Annotated in this window: 10 protein-coding genes; 7 read left to right on the top strand and 3 right to left on the bottom strand. The window is 66.2% G+C overall.

All coding sequences use genetic code 11. The annotated features are described in order from the left end of the window. The first annotated feature begins 202 nt into the window (after positions 1-202). Positions 203-643: an META domain-containing protein gene (locus tag OIS53_RS17070; RefSeq protein ID WP_264679785.1), complete on the top strand. Its 441-nt coding sequence runs from the start codon at positions 203-205 to the stop codon at positions 641-643. 372 nt (positions 644-1015) lie between these two features. On the opposite strand, the gene OIS53_RS17065 is transcribed toward OIS53_RS17070, so the two are convergent. Then, positions 1016-3907 (bottom strand): hypothetical protein, encoded by a 2892-nt coding sequence (locus OIS53_RS17065; RefSeq protein WP_264679784.1) that lies wholly within the window; start codon positions 3905-3907, stop codon positions 1016-1018. A 286-nt stretch (positions 3908-4193) separates the two neighbouring features. Beyond that, the gene (locus tag OIS53_RS17060) at positions 4194-4589 is read right to left on the bottom strand and encodes a hypothetical protein (RefSeq protein WP_264679783.1); all 396 of its coding nucleotides are present in this window, start codon (positions 4587-4589) and stop codon (positions 4194-4196) included. Positions 4590-4750: 161 nt separating this feature from the next. Here OIS53_RS17060 and msrA point away from each other — a divergent pair, with 161 nt between their 5' ends. The 5 genes from msrA to OIS53_RS17035 all read left to right on the top strand — a co-directional run bounded on the left by msrA (position 4751) and on the right by OIS53_RS17035 (position 13939). Then, positions 4751-5431, top strand: coding sequence for a peptide-methionine (S)-S-oxide reductase MsrA (gene msrA, locus OIS53_RS17055; protein ID WP_264679782.1), 681 nt, complete (start codon positions 4751-4753; stop codon positions 5429-5431). A 485-nt stretch (positions 5432-5916) separates the two neighbouring features. Next, complete coding sequence (locus OIS53_RS17050; RefSeq protein WP_264679781.1) at positions 5917-10509, top strand: PAS domain-containing protein; 4593 nt, start codon at positions 5917-5919, stop codon at positions 10507-10509. A 325-nt stretch (positions 10510-10834) separates the two neighbouring features. Continuing rightward, a complete protein-coding gene (locus OIS53_RS17045; protein ID WP_264679780.1) occupies positions 10835-11629 on the top strand; it encodes a PAS domain-containing protein in 795 nt (264 codons plus the stop codon). Between the two features lie 66 nt (positions 11630-11695). Beyond that, entirely contained in the window at positions 11696-12856 is a 1161-nt protein-coding gene (locus tag OIS53_RS17040) for a methionine aminotransferase (protein ID WP_264679779.1), read from the top strand. Positions 12857-13159: 303 nt separating this feature from the next. Then, a complete protein-coding gene (locus OIS53_RS17035) occupies positions 13160-13939 on the top strand; it encodes an amidohydrolase (RefSeq protein WP_264679778.1) in 780 nt (259 codons plus the stop codon). A 176-nt stretch (positions 13940-14115) separates the two neighbouring features. Here OIS53_RS17035 and OIS53_RS17030 read toward each other — a convergent pair whose 3' ends face one another. Then, positions 14116-16437 carry a T9SS type A sorting domain-containing protein gene (locus OIS53_RS17030; RefSeq protein WP_264679777.1) on the bottom strand — a complete coding sequence of 774 codons (2322 nt, stop codon included), beginning with the start codon at positions 16435-16437 and terminating at the stop codon, positions 14116-14118. Between the two features lie 27 nt (positions 16438-16464). Here OIS53_RS17030 and OIS53_RS17025 point away from each other — a divergent pair, with 27 nt between their 5' ends. Continuing rightward, entirely contained in the window at positions 16465-17763 is a 1299-nt protein-coding gene (locus tag OIS53_RS17025) for a UDP-N-acetylmuramoyl-tripeptide--D-alanyl-D-alanine ligase (protein ID WP_264679776.1), read from the top strand. Positions 17764-18007 lie beyond the last annotated feature (244 nt).

Below are 18007 nucleotides of genomic sequence, written 5' to 3'. Positions count from 1 at the left end.
TGAAGCCCGGCAGATCAACGGCTAAGGCTGTAGCGCTACAGTTAAGCTCATCAGTAGCGCGCGGCTATGCGGCGCGAATATGCATAATTAGAAATAAAAAAGTTGCTGTATTTGGTGGTATCCTTGTCTGATTTTAAGCTGATGCAACCTTGCTGGCCGCTAGCCCCTCTGTTCTATACTGCTACTTTTTCGCCCTTCTGCTATGCTTCCGCTTTCCCCGCTGCGCTCCACCCTACTGCTTGCAGCTTTGCTGGGCCTGGGCTCCTGCGCCAAAGACGATGCCCCCGTGCCCGCCCCGGTGTACCTGCTCGACCAGCGCTGGGTGCTGACTCAGGTGCAGGGCCAGCCCGTGCCGGCCGGCACCCCCGAAACCACGCTGCTGCTGGAGTCGGTGGGCAATGTCAACGGCGGACGGGCCGCGTGCAACACCTACGGGGGCTTGTACACGCTGGCCGCCGGCACGCCACAGTTGCGGTTTACTGCCCAAAGCAGCACCCGCGCCACCTGCCCCGAGCAGGCCCAGGAAACCATTTACCTGCAACTATTGCCCAACACGGCCCGCTACGCCATCAGCAACGGCACCCTGCGCCTCTACAACGACACCCACGCCACGCCGCTACTGGAGTTCCGGGCCGGGAAGTAAGCGGCGGTCCGCGTTACGCTATCAGGTTGATTGAGCGGAGTAGGGACGCGACCCTTCGCGTCTCTACTCCGCGCTGCTAGAATGGCATCGTTCAACTAAGGGACGCGAGCCGCAGGTAGCAGGCCGGCAAAGCCTAGGGTCGCGTCTTTACATGGGCCAGACGCTACAACAACTACCGCCTACTGCTTATAAGGAACGTGCCGTGTTGCCTCCTCCGTAGATTTATCCAGAAGGCTCCGGGCGGCTTCTGCGAATATTGGAGCCGAGGCGGGCGGCATAGAACAGCATCCGTATAGAAGCCGTGCCACATGAGGTTATTGACGGCGGCGTCCACCCGCCACGGCGCAGCTTTGCTTCACCTCCCAACGACTCCTAGAACCCCACGTTAATCACCACTGGCTGCACCTGCACGCCGCCGCTAAACGAGTCGTACACGGTGCGGAAGCCCAACTCCAGCGGGGTGCGCAGCCGCAGCGGGTTAAACACCACCGACATGTCGAAGCCGCTGGCGTAGTAGGTGTTGCGCGGCAGCTGCAGGAAGCCCTGGCCGCGCAAGCCGTCGTAGAACACGGCTGCCTTGAGGCGCTGCACGTACAGCACCCGCCCCAGGTTCCAGTGCACGTCGGCCAGGGGCAGGCGGTACTCGGCGCCGTAGGTGGTGAGCTGGTTGAAGCTCAGGTAGGTGAGGCCGCGCGGGTAAAACACGGCCGCCCCGAAGCGGTACTCCCGCTGCTGCTGGCGCTGGTAGCCGGCGCGCAGGCGCAGGTTGTGGTGCCGGCCCAGGCCCGGCAAAAACACGCTGCCCTGCACGGCCCACTGCCGCGCCTCCAGGCCGGTACCGCCAAAGGGTGTGTCGCGCCACACGGCGCTGAACGTCTGCCCCCAGCGAGGCCCCACGTCGCGGTAGCTCTGGCGCAGGGTGCGCGCAAAGGCCACGCTGCCGGTTAGGTACTGTAAGGGCCGGCGGCCTACCTGCGTAGGCCGCCGGCTCAGCTCGTAGCCTTGGGTGCGCTCCTGGTTGTAGTAGGCGCCCACCGTGAGCGAGGTGAGCATACGTGACGAAGTCAGCACCAGCGGCAGGCGGGAGCCCAGGCTGAGGCGGGTGTACTGCCACTGGTCCTCGCCCACGTCGCCGGAAGGAAACGAACCCGTTACGCGCCGGCCGCCCCGCTCCACGCTCAGGTCGAGCACCGGCCACAGGCCTTGGTAGCTGAAGTCGGCGAATACGCGGCTGGTGCGCTCGGCGGCATCGAAGCCCACCCCGGCCACGGCCTGGGTGGTGCTGAGCACGTCCTGGGAGCGGAGGCCCAGGTCGAGGCCGTTGCCGGAGGCGCTTTGCGTAAGGCCCCAGCTGAACACGTTGGGCGCGTGCAGCAGGCGGCGGTAGCGGCGCTCCACCAGGGCCGAGCCGGCCAGCGAGTCGGTGGGCAGCAGCAGGGCCGCCTGGGCGGCGCCGGGTTCCTGCGTAACCAGCGCGGCGGCGTATCGGTCGGGGGTGGCACCCAGGGCGGGCACGGGCCGCCACTGCGCGGGGTCCAGGGGCATTTCGATGAGGCGGCTACCCTCGGCGCGTACCTCGTGCAGGGCCAGGTGGCGGCCATCGGGAGCTACGGCGGGGTGGTAGGCGCCCACGGGCCGCTCGGTTACCTGGCGCACCTCGCCGGTGGCGGTGTGCACGGCGTACACCTGGTCGAGGCCCGAGCGGGGCGAGTTGAACAGCACCCACTCCTGCCAGGGCTGGGGGTGCGAGAGATTGTCGTTGGCGGCGGGCAGTACGGTGCGCAGCTGGCCGGTTTCCACGTCGAGCAAGGCCAGACTTTTACCGGCCGGCTCCAGGCGCACCACGGCCGCCGTGCGCCCATCGGCCGCAAAGCGCGGGTGCAGATAAGGCTGGTTCTGGGGGTTGGGATAGGTGCGCAGCTCGGCGCCGGTGGCCGCATCGAGCAGGTGCAGGCGGTGCTGGTAGGCCGAGTCGGTGCTGACGGCCAGCAGGCGGCGGCCGTCGGGGCTGAGCACGGCCGTGGTGTAGCGGGTGCGCCGGCCGGGGCGGCTCACCCGGCCCGTAGCCACATCCAGCACCCGCAGCTCCGAATACACCCGCTGGTGCCAGCGTGGGTCGTAGCGAAACTCCAGCCAGGCCACCCGCCCGCCGCCCGCCGACAGCTGCTCGGGGTTGTGGTGCAAACCCAGCGTGTGGAGGCGTCGCTCAGCGGGCCCGGCGCCTTCACCGCGCAGCACCACCAGCTGGGGCACGTGGCCCAGGCCGCTTTTCAGAGCCACCAGGGTTTGGTTGCTGAGGTACTGCGGAAACTGATACTCCGTAAACACGCGGCCATCGGCGGCTACAGGTACCTCGGTGGCGGGCGTGATGGTGAGGCGGGCTTGCTCGGCCCGCCAGGTGCTGTCCAGCTCCCGTTCGGTGCGGCGGTACAGGTCGTCGGTGCGCAGGCCGGTGGCGCGGCGCAGCTTGTCGCTGAACGACAGCGGGTAGGCCGGAAACCGGTAGTAGCGGTTCAGCACCTGGCTCCAGACGGCGGGGCTGGCCGTGCGCCTGAGGCGGGTGGTGAGGAAGTAGCCCAGCACATAGTGGTTGGGCACGAAGCGCCGGAACGAGCCGCCCGTTACTTCACCGTAGGAGTAGCGGCGCCCGGCCAGCAGGTTGGCCCGCCAGGTAGCGTCGAAGTTGGGCATACGGCCCCGGCCGCTGCGGCTTAGGGCAGTTTCGGTGCCCACGGCGTCGCCCTCGGCAAACCAGTCGGGCACGCCCACGGTGGTCAGGCCCAGGCCGCCGTAGCCGAACAGCGCGTAGGCCAGGCGCCCCACACCCTGCCGGGCTTTGTCGTACTGCACAATGTGGCGGTACTCGTGCACGGCCAGCTGGTCGAGCCAGTCGAGGGTGCCCACCAGAAACGGGTCCTGCGGGAAGGTGGTGTAGAACTCGCTGCGCCGCGGCAGCAGGGTCACGAAGCCGTTGCCGATGGTGTTCTGGCTTTGCAGCACGATGGTGACGGGCCGCCCCGTTTGCTCCAGCGAAGCCCCGGCCGGGCCGTGCAGCTGCTCCAGGCGGTGGGCCGTACGCCGGGCCCGTTCGGCGAAGCCCGCCGGATACAGTACCCGGAAGTGGGGCGTGCGCACCTCGTACCAGGGCAGGGAGGCGGGCGTTTGGTCCAGCACCGGCAGCAGGCCTTGCGCCCGCCCCGGCAGCGTCGGTAGCCCTAGCGCCGCGGCTGCCAGCAGCAGAAATCGTAGCGTAGAAGTTGTCACGCTGCTAAGGTAGGGACTTAGGGGCTTGGGGGCTTAGATGATGTTCTCCTGTTGTTTGAATGCACTTGAAGGGGCTTCTCATGGCAGAACGATTATCGTTAAGCCGACTTTAGCCCGCAGAGGACGCAGAAGCTTGCGCAGAAGGCGCTGAGTTGTTCCAGCCCTAGTTGTGCAACGGGCAGAAAGTCCTTGGCTCCGCCTTCCCACGTTCGCAAATAGACGTTGGATAACGGAAATAGAACGTCAACCAAGACCCTAAGCCCCCAAGCCCCTAAGTCCCTACAACCTACATCTGCCGCAGCCAGGCTTGGGCGGTGGCGAGGTCGTCGAAGGTGAAGATGAGGGGGCGGGTGGTGTGTTGCAGGGTGAGGTCGGTGGAGAGGCGGCTGTAGATGTTGGGCGAGTACACCCAGGCAAAGTACTCCAGGCCGGCCTCGGTCATGGCCGGAAACCAGACGCGCCCGCCCCACTCAGCTGCATCCGACCACATGCTCGTGACGCGGGTGTTGTCGTTGAGCACCTTGCGGCACCGCTCCTGGCGCAGGCACTCCAGCATGAGCAGGCAGCCGCCCTGCACCGATTCCAGGTCCTGGTCGCCGGTCCAGTCCACGTACAGCCAGTCGTTTAGGTAATCGTAGTAAATAGAAATGTGGGGCAGTTGGTGCAGTAGGCGTTGAGACATAGAAGCAAGAAAAGCAGCGGCATCCTGGTGGGCCGCCCGCGCCGAAAAGAGCCGAAGAAAGGGGTAAATGTAGCAGGCAATACCAGCACGTCCGCGGCGGGAGCAGCTACGTATATCCAGGCTGACTGTTTACACGACGAACCTACTTTTTTTCACTGCGAATGAATTTTCTGAAAATTTACCTGCTCAGCTTATGTGGTTTGCTGGCCGCCTGCTCGGAGCGGCAGCCGACCGCAGCGCAGGCGGCCACTCCGGCCCTGGCCCGCTCCACGGCCGGCCCGGCGCCCACCAATTTGCAAGGCCTGGCCCTGGCTACTTTTGCCGGGGGCTGCTTTTGGTGCACTGAGGAAGTGTTTGAGGAGCTGCGCGGGGTGCGCGCCGTGGTATCGGGCTACAGCGGGGGCCGCGAGGCCAACCCCACCTACGAGCAGGTGGGCAGCGGCCAGACCGGGCACGCCGAAAGCATTCAGGTGTACTACGACCCCAAAGAAATCAGCTTCGCCACGCTGGTCGACGTGTTTCTGCGCGGCGCCCATGACCCCACCACCCGCAACCGCCAGGGCCCCGATGCCGGGGCCCAGTACCGCTCCATTGCCTTTTACCGCACGCCCCAGGAGCAGCAGGGTATTGCCGAAGCTATCCGCCGCGTCAATGCCGCCGGCGAGTACGCCAGCCCCATTGTAACCGAAGTGGTACCGTTCCGGCAGTTCTGGCCCGCCGAAGACTACCACCAGGGCTACTTCCGCCTCCACCCCCAGGAACCGTATGTCCGCGGCGTGTCCACACCCAAGGTGGAGAAGTTCCGCCACAAGTTTCCCGAGCTGCTCAAAAATCCGCTCTAACCCCCGCTGCCGTGCTTCGCCTTGGTGCCTGTTTGCGCTACGCTACCAGGTTGGTTAAATGATGTAGAGACGCAATATTTTGCGTCTCCTATTTGAACGGTTGATACGCGAGGAGACGTGAGCCGCCGGTTGGCCTGGCCACGGGTCGCGGCTCTCCACCGTTCTGGTGCCTTGACTAGCTTTTCAGTGCCTGTTGCCAGGAAGCCTATTCCTTCCGGCCCCAGCCCGGCTTACTCGACCCGCCGGCTGTGAGGCTGCCCAAACAGACCGGCCGGGCCGGCTTCTGCGCAGGAGCGAAGCTGGCAGCGCCGGAATACCAATCGGGTAGCAGCGGCGTTTTCAGGAACGCCGCTGCTGGTCCGGGTAATAGCTTAATCGGGCAACAAGGCGGCTATAACGGCAAAAGCATGGCTTCCACCGTCCGGCCCGGCTGGTGGGCGCCGGTGGCGGTACATTTGTCTACACCTCATTGCCCGCTCTTCTCTATGGCTGCCGCGCCCCTGGATTTTCATCTGCTATTTGAGTCGCTGCCGACGCCGCACCTCGTGGTGCTGCCCGCCAGCTTGACCGTGGCGGCGGCTAATCCGGCGGCAGTTCAGCTGTTCGGGCAAGACCCCACGGGCCAGCCCGTAGCCGCTCTGTTCGACGCCGCAGCCCCCGAAGCCTCCCCGGCCACGTGGGCGCAGCTCCAGGCCGCCACGGCCCCGCTGGTGTTGCCGCCCCACCCGCGGCCCGCGGCCACTGCCGCGGCTGCGCGCTTCTGGCAAACGACCCTGACGCCCGTGCGGCTCACTCCTGCCGAGCCGGCGCGCTACCTGCTGTGCCAGCTGCTCGACGTGACGGAAACCCTGCCCACCCACGAGGAAAGCCAGCTCGGCCGCCAAAGCTACGACCTGCTAGCCCGCACCACCCACGACTGCGTGTGGGACGCCGACCTACCAACCGGGCAAGTATGGCGCAACGAGCAGTTCTGGGAAATAACCGGCTACACAGCCGGGCCCGAAACAAACACCATCGACTTTTGGCGGAGCTGCCTGCACCCCGATGACGCCACCCAGGTGCAACAAACCGTGGAGAAAGTCCTGGCCGGTACCGAGGCTTTCCTGACTGCGGAATATCGGTTTCGGCACCGGCAGGGGCACTGGCTGGAAGTGCTGGACCGGGCCTACATCGTGCGCGACGCCGCCGCCCGGCCCGTGCGCCTGCTGGGCGCCATGCGCGACGTAACCGAGCGGCGCCGCGCCCAGCGGGAGCTGCAGCAAACGGCCGAGCAGTTTCAGTTTTTGGCCGACCACCTGCCTCAGCTGATCTGGATGGCCGACGCCGACGGCCGCCTCGACTACGCCAACGAAGGGTGGCGGCGCTACACCGGCCTGAGCCTGGCCGAAACCCAGGCGCAGGGCTTTTTGGCGGCCGTGCACCCCGACGACCAGGCCGCTACCCTGGCCCACTGGAAGCACTGCGTAGCCACCGGCGAAAGCCCCGACATTACGTTTCGCTTGCGCGCGGCGGCTACCGGCCGCTACCGCCACCACCTCATGCGCGCCTACGCCCAGCGTAACCCGGCCGGGCAGGTGCAGCGCTGGTTTGGCTCCATCACCGACGTGCACGAGCAGCGCCTGGCCGACCGCCGGGGCCGCCGCCAGCTGGTGCGCCAGCTTCAGCAGTTCGATCAGCTGCCGGTGCACCTCATCATGCTGCGCGGCCCCGAGCACGTCATCGAGTATTTCTCGGCCCAGGCCCGGCCCTACCTCACCGCCGACTCGCTGGGGCGGCCGGCCGCCGCGGCTCATCCTAGTCCGGGCGCGGGGTTGCTGGCGCAGCTCGATGTGGTGTACCGCACCGGCCAGCTTCAGCAGCTGAAGGCGGTGCCCATTCAGCCCCTGGATGCCCCTCCCGAAGCCCCGACGCGCTACCTCGACTGCACCCTGCACGCTTTGCGCGCCGCCGATGGCACCACTGACGGCGTGCTGCTGCTGGGCCTCGACACCACCGAGCAGGTGCAGCAGCAGCACGCCACCCAGTCGGCGGTGGCGGCTTCCCAGCGCCAGCAGGAGCAGTTCCGGTTTCTGGCCGACTTTATTCCGCAGATGGTGTGGATTACGGACGCCGCCGGCCGCAGCGAGTACATGAGTGAGCGGTGGACTCAGTACACCGGCGTCGACCAGGAAACCCTGCGCGACTTCAGCAAGTGGAGCACCTTGCTGCCGGCCGACCAGCGCGAAACCTTGCAGCAGCGGTGGCAGCATGCCCTGGCCACGGGCACGTTTTACGAGATAGAAATTCAGCTGCGGGGCCGCGACGGCGCCTACCGCTGGTTTCTGGCCCAGGCCCAGCCCATGCGCGACGCCGCCGGCAACGTGGTGCGCTGGTTTGGCACCACCACCGACATCGACGACCAGAAGCGCGCCCAGCACCTGCTGGAGCAAACGGACCGCCTGCTCAACCGCATTCTGGGCCGGGTGCCGGCCCTGATTGCCACCTTCACCGGCCCCGACCACCTGTTTACCTTTATCAACGACACCTTCGCGCAGGTGCTGGGCTCGCGCGCCCAGGTAGGCCGCAGCCTGAGCCAGGCCCTGCCCGAAATGGCCGAGCAAGGTTTCGTGGCCCTCATGGACCACGTTTACCAGACCGGCGAAGCCTACACCGGCCACGAACACGTGGTGATGCTGGCCGACTCGGCCGAGCCCCGCTACTTCGACTTTGTGCTTCAGCGCCTGCACGACGGGCCTGGCCCCGACCGCAGCCTGCTGGTGTTTGCCATTGATACCACCGAGCAGGTGCGCAGCCGCAAACGGGCCAATGCCCTGGCTGCCGAAGTGCACGGCCGCGACGAGCAGCTGCGCATCATGGCCGAGTCCTTGCCGCAGATTACGTATAGCAGCCACCCCGACGGCACCACCCGCTACCTCAGTCCGCAGTGGTTTAGCTACACCGGCCAGGCAGCCGATGGCGCCGACACCCTGACAGCCTGGACCTCTGCCGTGCACCCCGACGACCTGGCCGCCGCCTACGCCTCGTTTGCCGAGGCCCAGGCCAGCCAGAGCGTGTGGGAGCAGGAGCTGCGCCTGCGCCGCCACGATGGGCAGTACCGCTGGCACCTGAGCCGGGCCTTGCCCATGCTCGACGCCCGCGGCGCCATCAGCTGCTGGTACGGCTCCAGCACCGACATCCACGAGCACCGGGAGCTGGCCGAGCAGCTGCGCCACAGCCAGCAGCGCTACGAGCTGGCCGCGTTGGCCACCGACGATGCCATCTGGGACTGGAATCAAACCACCGGCTCCCTGATCTGGAACGACGCCATGCAGCGCGTATTCGGCTATGCTCCCGAGCAGGTCGGCACAACCATTCAGTGGTGGTACGACCAGATTCACCCGGAGGACACCGAGCGGGTGGTACACGGCATTCATGCCGCTATTGATGGGGGGCAGGCCAGCTGGCAGGACGAGTACCGCTACCGCCGCGCCGATGGCACGTATGCCCACGTGCTGGACCGCGGCTACATCGGGCGCGACGCCCAGGGCCGGGCCCAGCGCATGATCGGGGCCATCCAGGACATTACGGCCCAGCAAGAGGCGAAGCTGGCCCTGCGCCAGAGCGAAAACCGCTTCCGTAGCTTGGCCGAAAGCGTGCCGCAGCTGGTGTGGACCATTGAGGCCGATGGCCAGACCAGCTACGTCAATCAGCGGTGGACTGATTTTACGGGCCAGAACTTGGCTCAAACCCAGAACCTGGGCTGGGCCGAGCTGGTGCACCCCGATATGGTGGCCTCCACCTTCACCGAGTTCAGAAACAAACTTCTGGAAGGCAAGCCCTTCAACTTCGAGAACCAGCTGCGCCGGGCCTCCGACGGAGCCTACCGCTGGCTGCTGCACCGGGCCGAGCCCCTGCACGACGAGCACGGCCGGTTTGTGCGCTGGGTGGGCACCAGCACCGACGTGCACGACCAGCACCTGCTGGCCGACGAGCTGCGCCGCCGCGAAGAGGAATTCCGGTTTCTGGCCGAAAGCGTGCCGCAGATTGTGTGGACCGCCGACGGCCAGGGCCGCAACGAGTACGTGAACCAGCGCTGGCTCGACTACACCGGCCTGCCGCTCACCGAAAGCCTGGGCGAGATTAACTGGGCCCACGCCCTGCACCCCGACGACCTGGAGCTGATGACCGAGCGTTGGGTTCATTCGGTGCAAACCGGGGAGTTTTTTGAGGTAGAGTACCGCCTGCGGGCCCGCGACGGGGCCTACCGCTGGTTTTTGGGCCAGGCCCGGGCGCTGCGCCACTCCACCACCCAGGAGGTGGTGCGCTGGTTTGGCACCTGCACCGACATCCACGACGTGAAGCTTACCCAGCAGCTGCTGCGCGAGCAAAACGATGAGCTGGTTCGCATCAACCAGGACCTCGACAACTTCGTGTACACGGCCTCGCACGACCTCAAGCAGCCCATTCATAACATGGCGGGCATTTTTGAGGAGCTGACGCGCACAGCCTACTTCCGCGACCCGGACGCCATCAAGCTCATCAGCATGTTTGAAAAGTCCCTGCACCAGATCAACGACACGATTCATAGCCTGTCGGAGCTGGTGCGGGTGCAGAAGCTGCGCCACGAGTGGCCGGCCGAGCCCATCGACGTGGCCCAGCTGACCGAGGAAGTGCTGCTCAGCATCGGGGAACTGCTGACCACGGGCCGGGCCGTGGTGCACACCAACTTTGCGGCGGTGCCGGTGCTACAGTTTGTGCGGCCTCACCTGCAAAGCATCCTTTACAACCTCATCAGCAACGCCCTGAAGTACGCCTCCCCCCACCGGCGCCCCCGCATCGAGTTGACTACCTACCTCACGGCCGAGGGCCAGCCCGTACTGGAGGTGCAGGATAACGGCCTGGGCATTGACCTGGAGCGGTTCGGCGGGGAGCTGTTTCAGCTGTTCCGGCGCTTTCACGACCACGTGGACGGTTCCGGCCTGGGCTTGTACCTGGTGAACCGGGTGGTGCAGGGCTACGGCGGGCGCATCACCGTTGCCAGCACGGTGGGCAAGGGCACCACGTTCCGGGTGCTGTTCCCGCCTTGGTCGTTGGTGTAGACCTTCCTCTCTCCCTCAAGAAAGGGCACCAGAGGTTAGCTACAAGCTTCAGGCTACAAGCTGCAAGCATTGTCATTGAGGCTTGCAGCTTGTAGCCTGAAGCTTGTAGCTCTGGAACACCCCCCTCTCCCGCGGGATGTCGCGCATCAAGCGAGGTGGGCTGGGGGTGGGGGCAACAGCGGGCCGGCGTGTACATGATTTTGAGACTGTCCTTCCATGTCAGCCTTATCTACCTGAGACGGTGAAATAAGATGGCGGCCGGCAATAGGATTCCACGCTTCCGGCGCTGACCTTTAGGGCCGCACTATCTTCTGGCTCTCCTCCCATGCTTTGGTCTGACCTTTCCACCTCTACGGCGGCGCAGCTGCTGCTGCAGGAGCTGCGGCCCGTGCTCCTGCTCGATGCCCTGCCTCACCTGGCGTGGCTGTCGACGCCCGATGGCACGGTTATCCACTGCAACCAGCGCTGGTACGAGTACACCGGCGCCCCCGCCACGGCCCTGGCCGCCGGGGGCTTCGTGGACTACCTCCACCCCGACGACCGGGCCGAAGCCGCCGAGGCCCAGCTGCGCCACCTGCCCCAGGCCCGCCCCCTGAAGCTGCACCTGCGCTGGCGCGGCCACGACGGCCGCTACCGGTGGTACCTGGAGCGCGTGGTGCCCTTGTATGCCCCCGATGGCGCTACTTTGCTGGGTTGGCTGGGCACTTCCACCGACATCGACGAGCAGAAACGCACGGAGCTACAGGAGCGCCGGGGCCGGGAGCTGTTTGAGCTGCTGGCCCGCGCCACCAACGACCTGATCTGGGACTGGGACATTAGCTCGGGCCGCATGTGGTACAGCCAAGAGTTCTGGCAGCTGGTGGGCCACACGCCCCACCCCGACACCGAAACCGTGGCCTTCTGGCTCAGCCTCATCCACCCCGACGAGCTGGAGCGCGTCACCCGCGGCGTGCAGGCCGACCTCACCACCACGGCCAAGCTGCGGGAAGCCATCTACCGCCTGCGCCGCGCCGACGGCCGCTACCTCACCATCCTGGACCGGGCCTGCGTCATCCACGATGCCAGCGGCCTGCCCGTGCGCATGGTGGGCGCCATGCGCGACGTGACGGAGACGCCGTAAAGCAGGCAGCCCAGACGGGTTCCGCGCATCCCTTGCAGGCTTTTAGGTTTTTATCCGTTACCCTCCATGCCGCTTCCCCTACTCGACTCTAAGCTGCCCGACGTGGGCACCAGCATTTTCTCGGTGATGACCCAGCTGGCCCAGGAGTGCGGGGCCATTAACCTGGCCCAGGGCTTCCCCGACTACGACCCGCCTCTGCCCCTACGCGAAGCCCTGGCCCGCCACATCCTCACCGATGGGCACCAGCAGTACGCGCCCATGCCCGGCCTGCCCCGCCTGCGCGAGGCCATCAGCCAGAAAACCGCCCGCGTCTACGGCGTGCCTGCTCCCGACCCGGCCACCGAAATTACCATCACCAGCGGAGCCACCGAAGCCCTGTACGCCGTGCTGGCCGCTGTGGTGCGCCCCCACGATGAGGTGCTGATTCTGGAACCGGCCTACGACCTGTACGGCCCGGCCGTGCGCTTGCAGGGCGGCGTGCCGGTGTACGTGTCCCTGGCCCCGCCCACCTTCCAGCCCGACTGGAACCGGGTGGCGGCGGCCCTCACGCCGCGCACCCGCCTGGTACTCCTCAACACGCCCCACAACCCCACCGGCGCCGTGCTCACGCCCGCCGACTGGGCCACCCTGGCCGACCTGCTGCGCCCCACCCGCGCCCTGCTGCTGTCGGATGAGGTGTATGAGCACATGGTCTTTGACGGGGCCCCGCACGCCAGCGCCCTGCAACACCCCGAACTGCGGGAGCGGGCGTTTGTGCTGTCGTCGTTCGGCAAAACCTACCACGCTACCGGCTGGAAAGTAGGCTACTGCGTGGCCCCGGCTGCCCTCAGCGCCGAGCTGCGGCGGGTGCATCAGTTCGTGACGTTCAGCGTGAGCACGCCTACCCAGCATGCCCTGGCCGACGTGCTGCCCGATACGAGCCTGTACGACAGCCTGCCGGCCTTCTACCAGCAGAAGCGCGACTTATTTCGGGAGCTGCTTACGGGCACGGGCTTTGAGCTGCTGCCCGTGGCGGGGGGCTACTTTCAGGTGGTCGGCTACCGGGCCCTGGCCCCGCAGGAAGATGATGTGTCGTTTGCGCGCCGCCTCACCCGCGAAGCCGGCGTAGCCGTGGTGCCGCTGTCGGCGTTCTATCACAATGGGCACGACCACCAGCTTGTTCGGTTTTGCTTTGCCAAGCAGGAAGCAACACTACGCGCCGCCGCAGCTCGCCTACGGCAGCTGTAGGCTGGCTTACCATATTGCTCTATCTGGCGTCTGCGCACCCGAACCATCTCGTATGCTGATGTCGTGGCACTGAATGTCCTGCTCCATCTGGCGTCCGCGCAGCCGAAGCATCTCTCCCTTTAACTAACTGATTAGCAGTACAACGAAGCGGGAAAGATGCTTCGGCTGCGCGGGCGCCAGGTGGAGCAGGACAGTATAGTAACTTTCGTAGACAGCTCTGATATTATAATTATTTCGCTTTATTATATGCTTATTTTTCGCTAAACTACTCCCTGCCTTACTTAACCCAACCACTGCCAGACTTTGCCTGACCTCACCGTTTCCTTTATCCAGTCCTCTTTGCAGTGGCACAATCCGGAAGCTAACCGCCGGGAGCTGGGCCGGCACATCCAGGAAATATCCGTCCCGACGGACCTGATTGTGCTGCCCGAAATGTTTACCACCGGCTTCAGCATGGATGCACCAGCCCTGGCTGAGCCGATGGAGGGACCCACCCTGGCCTGGATGCGTGACACCGCCGCCACCCACGACGCCGTGGTGACGGGCAGTGTTATTATCGAGGAAGCAGGCCGCTATTACAACCGCCTGCTCTGGGTGCGGCCCGATGGCTCGATGAGCTACTACAACAAGCGCCACCTGTTTACGCTGGCCGGCGAGCAGCACGTGTACACGCCGGGCACCCAGCGCCTGCTGGAAGAGTGGCGCGGCTGGCGCATCTGCCCGCTTGTTTGCTACGACCTGCGGTTTCCGGTGTGGAGCCGCAACTCCCGCCAAGACCCCTACGACCTGCTGCTGTACGTGGCCAACTGGCCCGCCGTCCGCCGCACCGCCTGGATTACGCTGCTGCGCGCCCGCGCCATCGAGAACCTGGCCTTCACTCTGGGCGTGAACTGCGTGGGCCTCGATGGCAATAGCCAGACCTACACCGGCGACTCGGCCCTGCTGGACATGCGTGGCGAGTACCTCGTCGAAGTCGGCAACCAGGAAACCAGCATCACCCGCGCCCTCCGCCGCACCGACCTCACCGCCTTCCGCGAGCATTTCCCCGCCCTGGAAGATGGCGACGAGTTCGAGGTGAAGTGAGAAGGTGATGAGGTGAAGGGTGACAGGTACACCGTCCTGCTGAGCGCAGCCGAAGCATCTCTACCGCGGGCTAATCTCAATCGTGCAGACGAAGCAGTAGAGATGCTTCGACTCCGCTCCGCTGCGCTCAGCATGACGGTGTACCTGTTACCTGTCACTTGTTACCTGTCACCTCATCACTTCACCACCTCCACCCGCTGCGTGGTTTGCTGGCCGTCGGCGGTTTCGCAGCGCACCAGGTATACGCCCGCGGCCAAAAGGCTAACATCGAGGGTGTGGCGGGCGGCGGAGGTGGCGGAGTGGCGCAGGGTGCGGCCGGTGAGGTCCAGCAGCGTGAGGCGCACGGGGCGCGGGGCTTCCACGGTGACGGACGAGGTGGCGGGGTTGGGGTAGAGGCGCACGAGCAGGCTACTGGCGGGGCGGCGGGTGCTTAGCACGGCCCGGCCCCGCGTGCCGAACAGGTGCAAGCCGCCGTTTTCCAAGCCCAGCAGCAGCTCGGGGGCACCGTCGGCGTTCAGGTCGGCGGCAGCGGGGGCAAACCGTACCGCGGCTCCGCTCCCCAGGCGAGCGGGCAGCAGCTGATTGAGTAAGGGGTTGTAAAACAGGTCGGTGCGTTCCGTCAGTGCGGAACCCTGGGCGCGGAAGTCGGAGAAGAAGCGGATGGCCCCGCTGCCGTCGGCCGTGAGCAGGTCGGGGCGGGTGTCGCCGTCGAAGTCGGCTACTACGGGGTGCAGGTTGGCGGGGCGACCGGTGCTGGTGCGCAGGCGGCCGTAGTCGTTGTCCGCTAGCTGAAAGGCCTGGCTGAGCTGGGCGGCGCCCGTGTTGCGGTAGTAGCGCAGGCTCATGCCCGGCGTGTCGAGCGAATTGGTGCCCAGCAGCAGGTCCAGGCGCCCGTCGCCGTCCACGTCCGCGAAGCAGGGCGCGTCGCCGCGGCGGCCGGGCAGGTTTTCCAGGTACAGGGGCGCGGCAGCGTTGAATGCCACCGCCTGCCCAGCCGGGGCCGCGTTCAGCAGCACCGCCACCCGGCTGTCGGAGGAGCCCAGCCGGGCGCCGGTGTACACCAGGTCCAGGGCGCCGTCGCGGTTCAGGTCCACGAGCAGGGGCTTCACGGTGGTCAGCTTCCGCTGCGAGAGGCCCAGGTAGTCGTTATCTACTAGCTGAAAGGTGGGCTCCGCGGCCGTACCCACGTTGCGGAAGTAACGGAGCGTGGCCCGGTACATCTGGCCCGGCGTGTCGCGGCTGGTGCTGCCCACCAGCAGGTCCACCAGTCCGTCGCCGTCCAAGTCGCCCAGGGCGGGAGCCGCTACTTCGCTCAGGTCCAGCATGTCGCGCTGCAAAAAATCGGACTGCAGCAGCCCAAAGATGGGGGCTGCCCCGGCCGCGGCGCTGTTGCGGTACAGCCAGGTGCTGCGGCGCAGGTCTACAGTGTCCTGGTTGTCAAACAAGTTGGGAGCCACCACCAGGTCGGGGCGGCCGTCGAAAGTGGCATCCACGGAATACGCCGCCGGAAAATTGGGCACGTGGGCGGCCGTGGTACCCGCCGGAAAGCTCAGGCTGAGGCCGGCGCTGCTGAACACGGCCGTTTGGGCGCTGCCGTCGTTGCGGATGCTCACCAGCTCGGGGCACATGTCGCGGGCCGTGAGCAGGTCCTGGTCGCCGTCGCCGTCCAGGTCCCGGAGGCTGATGTTGAAGCCGCCGGTGTGGGTGGGCCGCTGGCCGTCGGGGCGGCATCGGTTGGGGGCGAAGGTGTAGCCCCCGCACCCGCTAAGGCAGGCCGTCAACCCGCCCCAGTACGAGGTTTCTTCCACCAGCTGCAAGCCCCCGCAGCTGCCCGCCGTGGCCGTGTTGCGGTAGTAGTAGATGCTGGGCACTGGTGAGGAAAAGTCGTAGGTCAGCACGTCGAGGCGGCCGTCGCCGTTCACGTCCTCGATGGCGGGCAGGTTGTAGCCCCCGGTGTTGATGTTGACGTTGCCGCCCGTGGGGCCGGGTGCAAAGTAGGTGAGCTGGTCGGTGAGCAGCTGAAAGCCGGGCCGCCCCTGCGCGTCGGGCACGTGGCGGTACACCCGAATGTCGCCGCCGTTGGCGTAGGTGAACAGGTCGGGGCGGCCGTCGCAGTCGTAGTCGCGCAGCAGCACCCAGCCCACCAGCCCGGCCGGAAACAGGGCTTCGTAGGCCGGGGCGTACTCCCAGGCCCGCGCTCCCCCGGCCGCCGGCACGCTTAGGTAGGTGAACGAGCGGTTAGTGGCCCGGTCGAACACGTACAAGTCGGGTTGCTGGTCGGCGTTGAGGTCGATGTTAGAGAACTGCGGCGAGTTCAGGCCCCCGGCCCAGGCGTTGCGCAGGGTCTGGGCGCCGTCTGCTACTTTTGCCAGGGGCCGGTATTCAAAGCCAAACGTTTGGGCCTGCCCTGGCCGGGTTGCGCCGGCCAGGGCGGCGCTTAGCAGGGCGAATAGTTGCCAGCCGTGCATACGGCCCGTGAGTGTTCGAGCGTTTTTCATCTAGTCCTAAGTTACGCACTTAACCGCATGGTAGATCTAGCGGCGCTTTACGCCCGATACCGGGAGTGCTCGGCAGTCAGCACCGACTCGCGGCAGCCGCAGCCGAATACGCTGTTCTTCGCCCTCAACGGCCCCTCGTTCCGGGGCCGCGACTTTGCGCCCCAAGCTTTGGCCGCCGGGGCCCGCCACGCCGTCGTGGACGATGCCGCCCTGGCCGCCCAGGACCCCGAGTGCTACACCTACGCCCCCGATCCGCTGGCTACCTTGCAGGAGCTGGCCCAATACCACCGCCGCCAGCTGATTATTCCGGTGCTGGGCATCACCGGCTCCAACGGCAAAACCACCACCAAGGAGCTGTGCTACGCCGTGCTTAGCCGCCGCTACCGGGTACAGTACACTCGTGGCAACCTCAACAACCACATCGGGGTTCCCCTCACCCTGCTCAGCATTCGGCCGGGCGAGCATGAGCTGGCCATTATTGAGATGGGCGCCAACCACCAGGGCGAAATTGACTTGCTGAGCCGGCTGGCCGAGCCTACGCACGGCCTTATCACCAACATCGGCAAGGCCCATTTGGAAGGATTTGGCGGGGTAGAAGGCATTGCCAAGGGAAAAAGTGAGCTGTTCCGCTTTCTGGCTACGGTGGGCGGACTGGCTTTCGTCAATACCCAGGATGCGCGCCTGCCGGGCTTGGCCGTGGTGGTGCCCACCTGCGTCACCTACCCCGGCCCAGCCGACACGTACCCGGCCGAGCTGGTCAGCGCCAACCCCAACGTGGTGCTGCGCTTATATAACGGCCTGGAGGTGGAAGCTCAAATTACGGGCGCCTACAACTTCGCCAACCTGGCCGCCGCCGCTGCCGTGGGCGCCCATTTCGGCGTGCCCCCCGCGGATATTGCCGAGGCGCTGGCCTCGTACAACCCTTCCAACAACCGCTCCCAGCTGGTGCGCACCTCCCACAACCACGTGGTGCTGGACGCCTACAACGCCAATCCCAGCAGCATGAGCGCCGCCCTCCACAGCTTCGCCTCCCGCCCGGCACCGGCCGCCGACAAGGTGGTTATCCTGGGCGACATGTTTGAACTGGGCGAAGAAAGCGCCGTCGAGCACCGGGGCATCGGGGAGCTGCTGCACAGCCTGGCCCTGGGCACCGTGGTACTCGTGGGCCCCGAAATGCGCCACGCGGCCACCTCCCCGGCCTTCCACCATTTCGCCACCAAGCCCGAAGCCGCCGCCTGGTTGCAGGCTCACCCCCCGCGCGGCCGCCACATCCTCATCAAAGGCTCCCGCGGCATGGGCCTGGAAACGCTGCTAGAGCTGGTGTAGCCTCACCCCCCGGCCCCCTCTCCCACGGAGAGGGGGAGCCTGACGCCAGGTCGTTCTGCGCCGCCCCTTCGGCTACCGCCTCCGGAACGGCTACCGCCTCCAGCACGGCTACCGCTGAGGACGGCAATGAACAGCACAGCCGCGTAGCGGCCTACAGGTTTATAGCCAGATAAGATAGGCACGTGTAGCGCCGCGTAGCGGGGCAAGAGACGCTGGAGCGTTCCTTGCCCCGCTACGCGGCGCT

The sequence above is a fragment of the Hymenobacter sp. YIM 151500-1 genome, from assembly GCF_025979885.1.
Lineage (GTDB): Bacteria > Bacteroidota > Bacteroidia > Cytophagales > Hymenobacteraceae > Hymenobacter.
Note: the sequence above shows the minus strand (reverse complement) of the source record. Positions and strands in the feature narration are given on the sequence as shown.

Bases quoted from the DNA above. Each gene is read 5' to 3' on its own strand.
- OIS53_RS17070 (WP_264679785.1), top strand. From the start codon at position 203: ATGCTTCCGCTTTCCCCGCTGCGCTCCACCCTACTGCTTGCAGCTTTG.
- OIS53_RS17060 (WP_264679783.1), bottom strand. From the start codon at position 4,589: ATGTCTCAACGCCTACTGCACCAACTGCCCCACATTTCTATTTACTAC.
- msrA (WP_264679782.1), top strand. From the start codon at position 4,751: ATGAATTTTCTGAAAATTTACCTGCTCAGCTTATGTGGTTTGCTGGCC.
- OIS53_RS17050 (WP_264679781.1), top strand. From the start codon at position 5,917: ATGGCTGCCGCGCCCCTGGATTTTCATCTGCTATTTGAGTCGCTGCCG.
- OIS53_RS17045 (WP_264679780.1), top strand. From the start codon at position 10,835: ATGCTTTGGTCTGACCTTTCCACCTCTACGGCGGCGCAGCTGCTGCTG.
- OIS53_RS17040 (WP_264679779.1), top strand. From the start codon at position 11,696: ATGCCGCTTCCCCTACTCGACTCTAAGCTGCCCGACGTGGGCACCAGC.
- OIS53_RS17030 (WP_264679777.1), bottom strand. From the start codon at position 16,437: ATGAAAAACGCTCGAACACTCACGGGCCGTATGCACGGCTGGCAACTA.
- OIS53_RS17025 (WP_264679776.1), top strand. From the start codon at position 16,465: ATGGTAGATCTAGCGGCGCTTTACGCCCGATACCGGGAGTGCTCGGCA.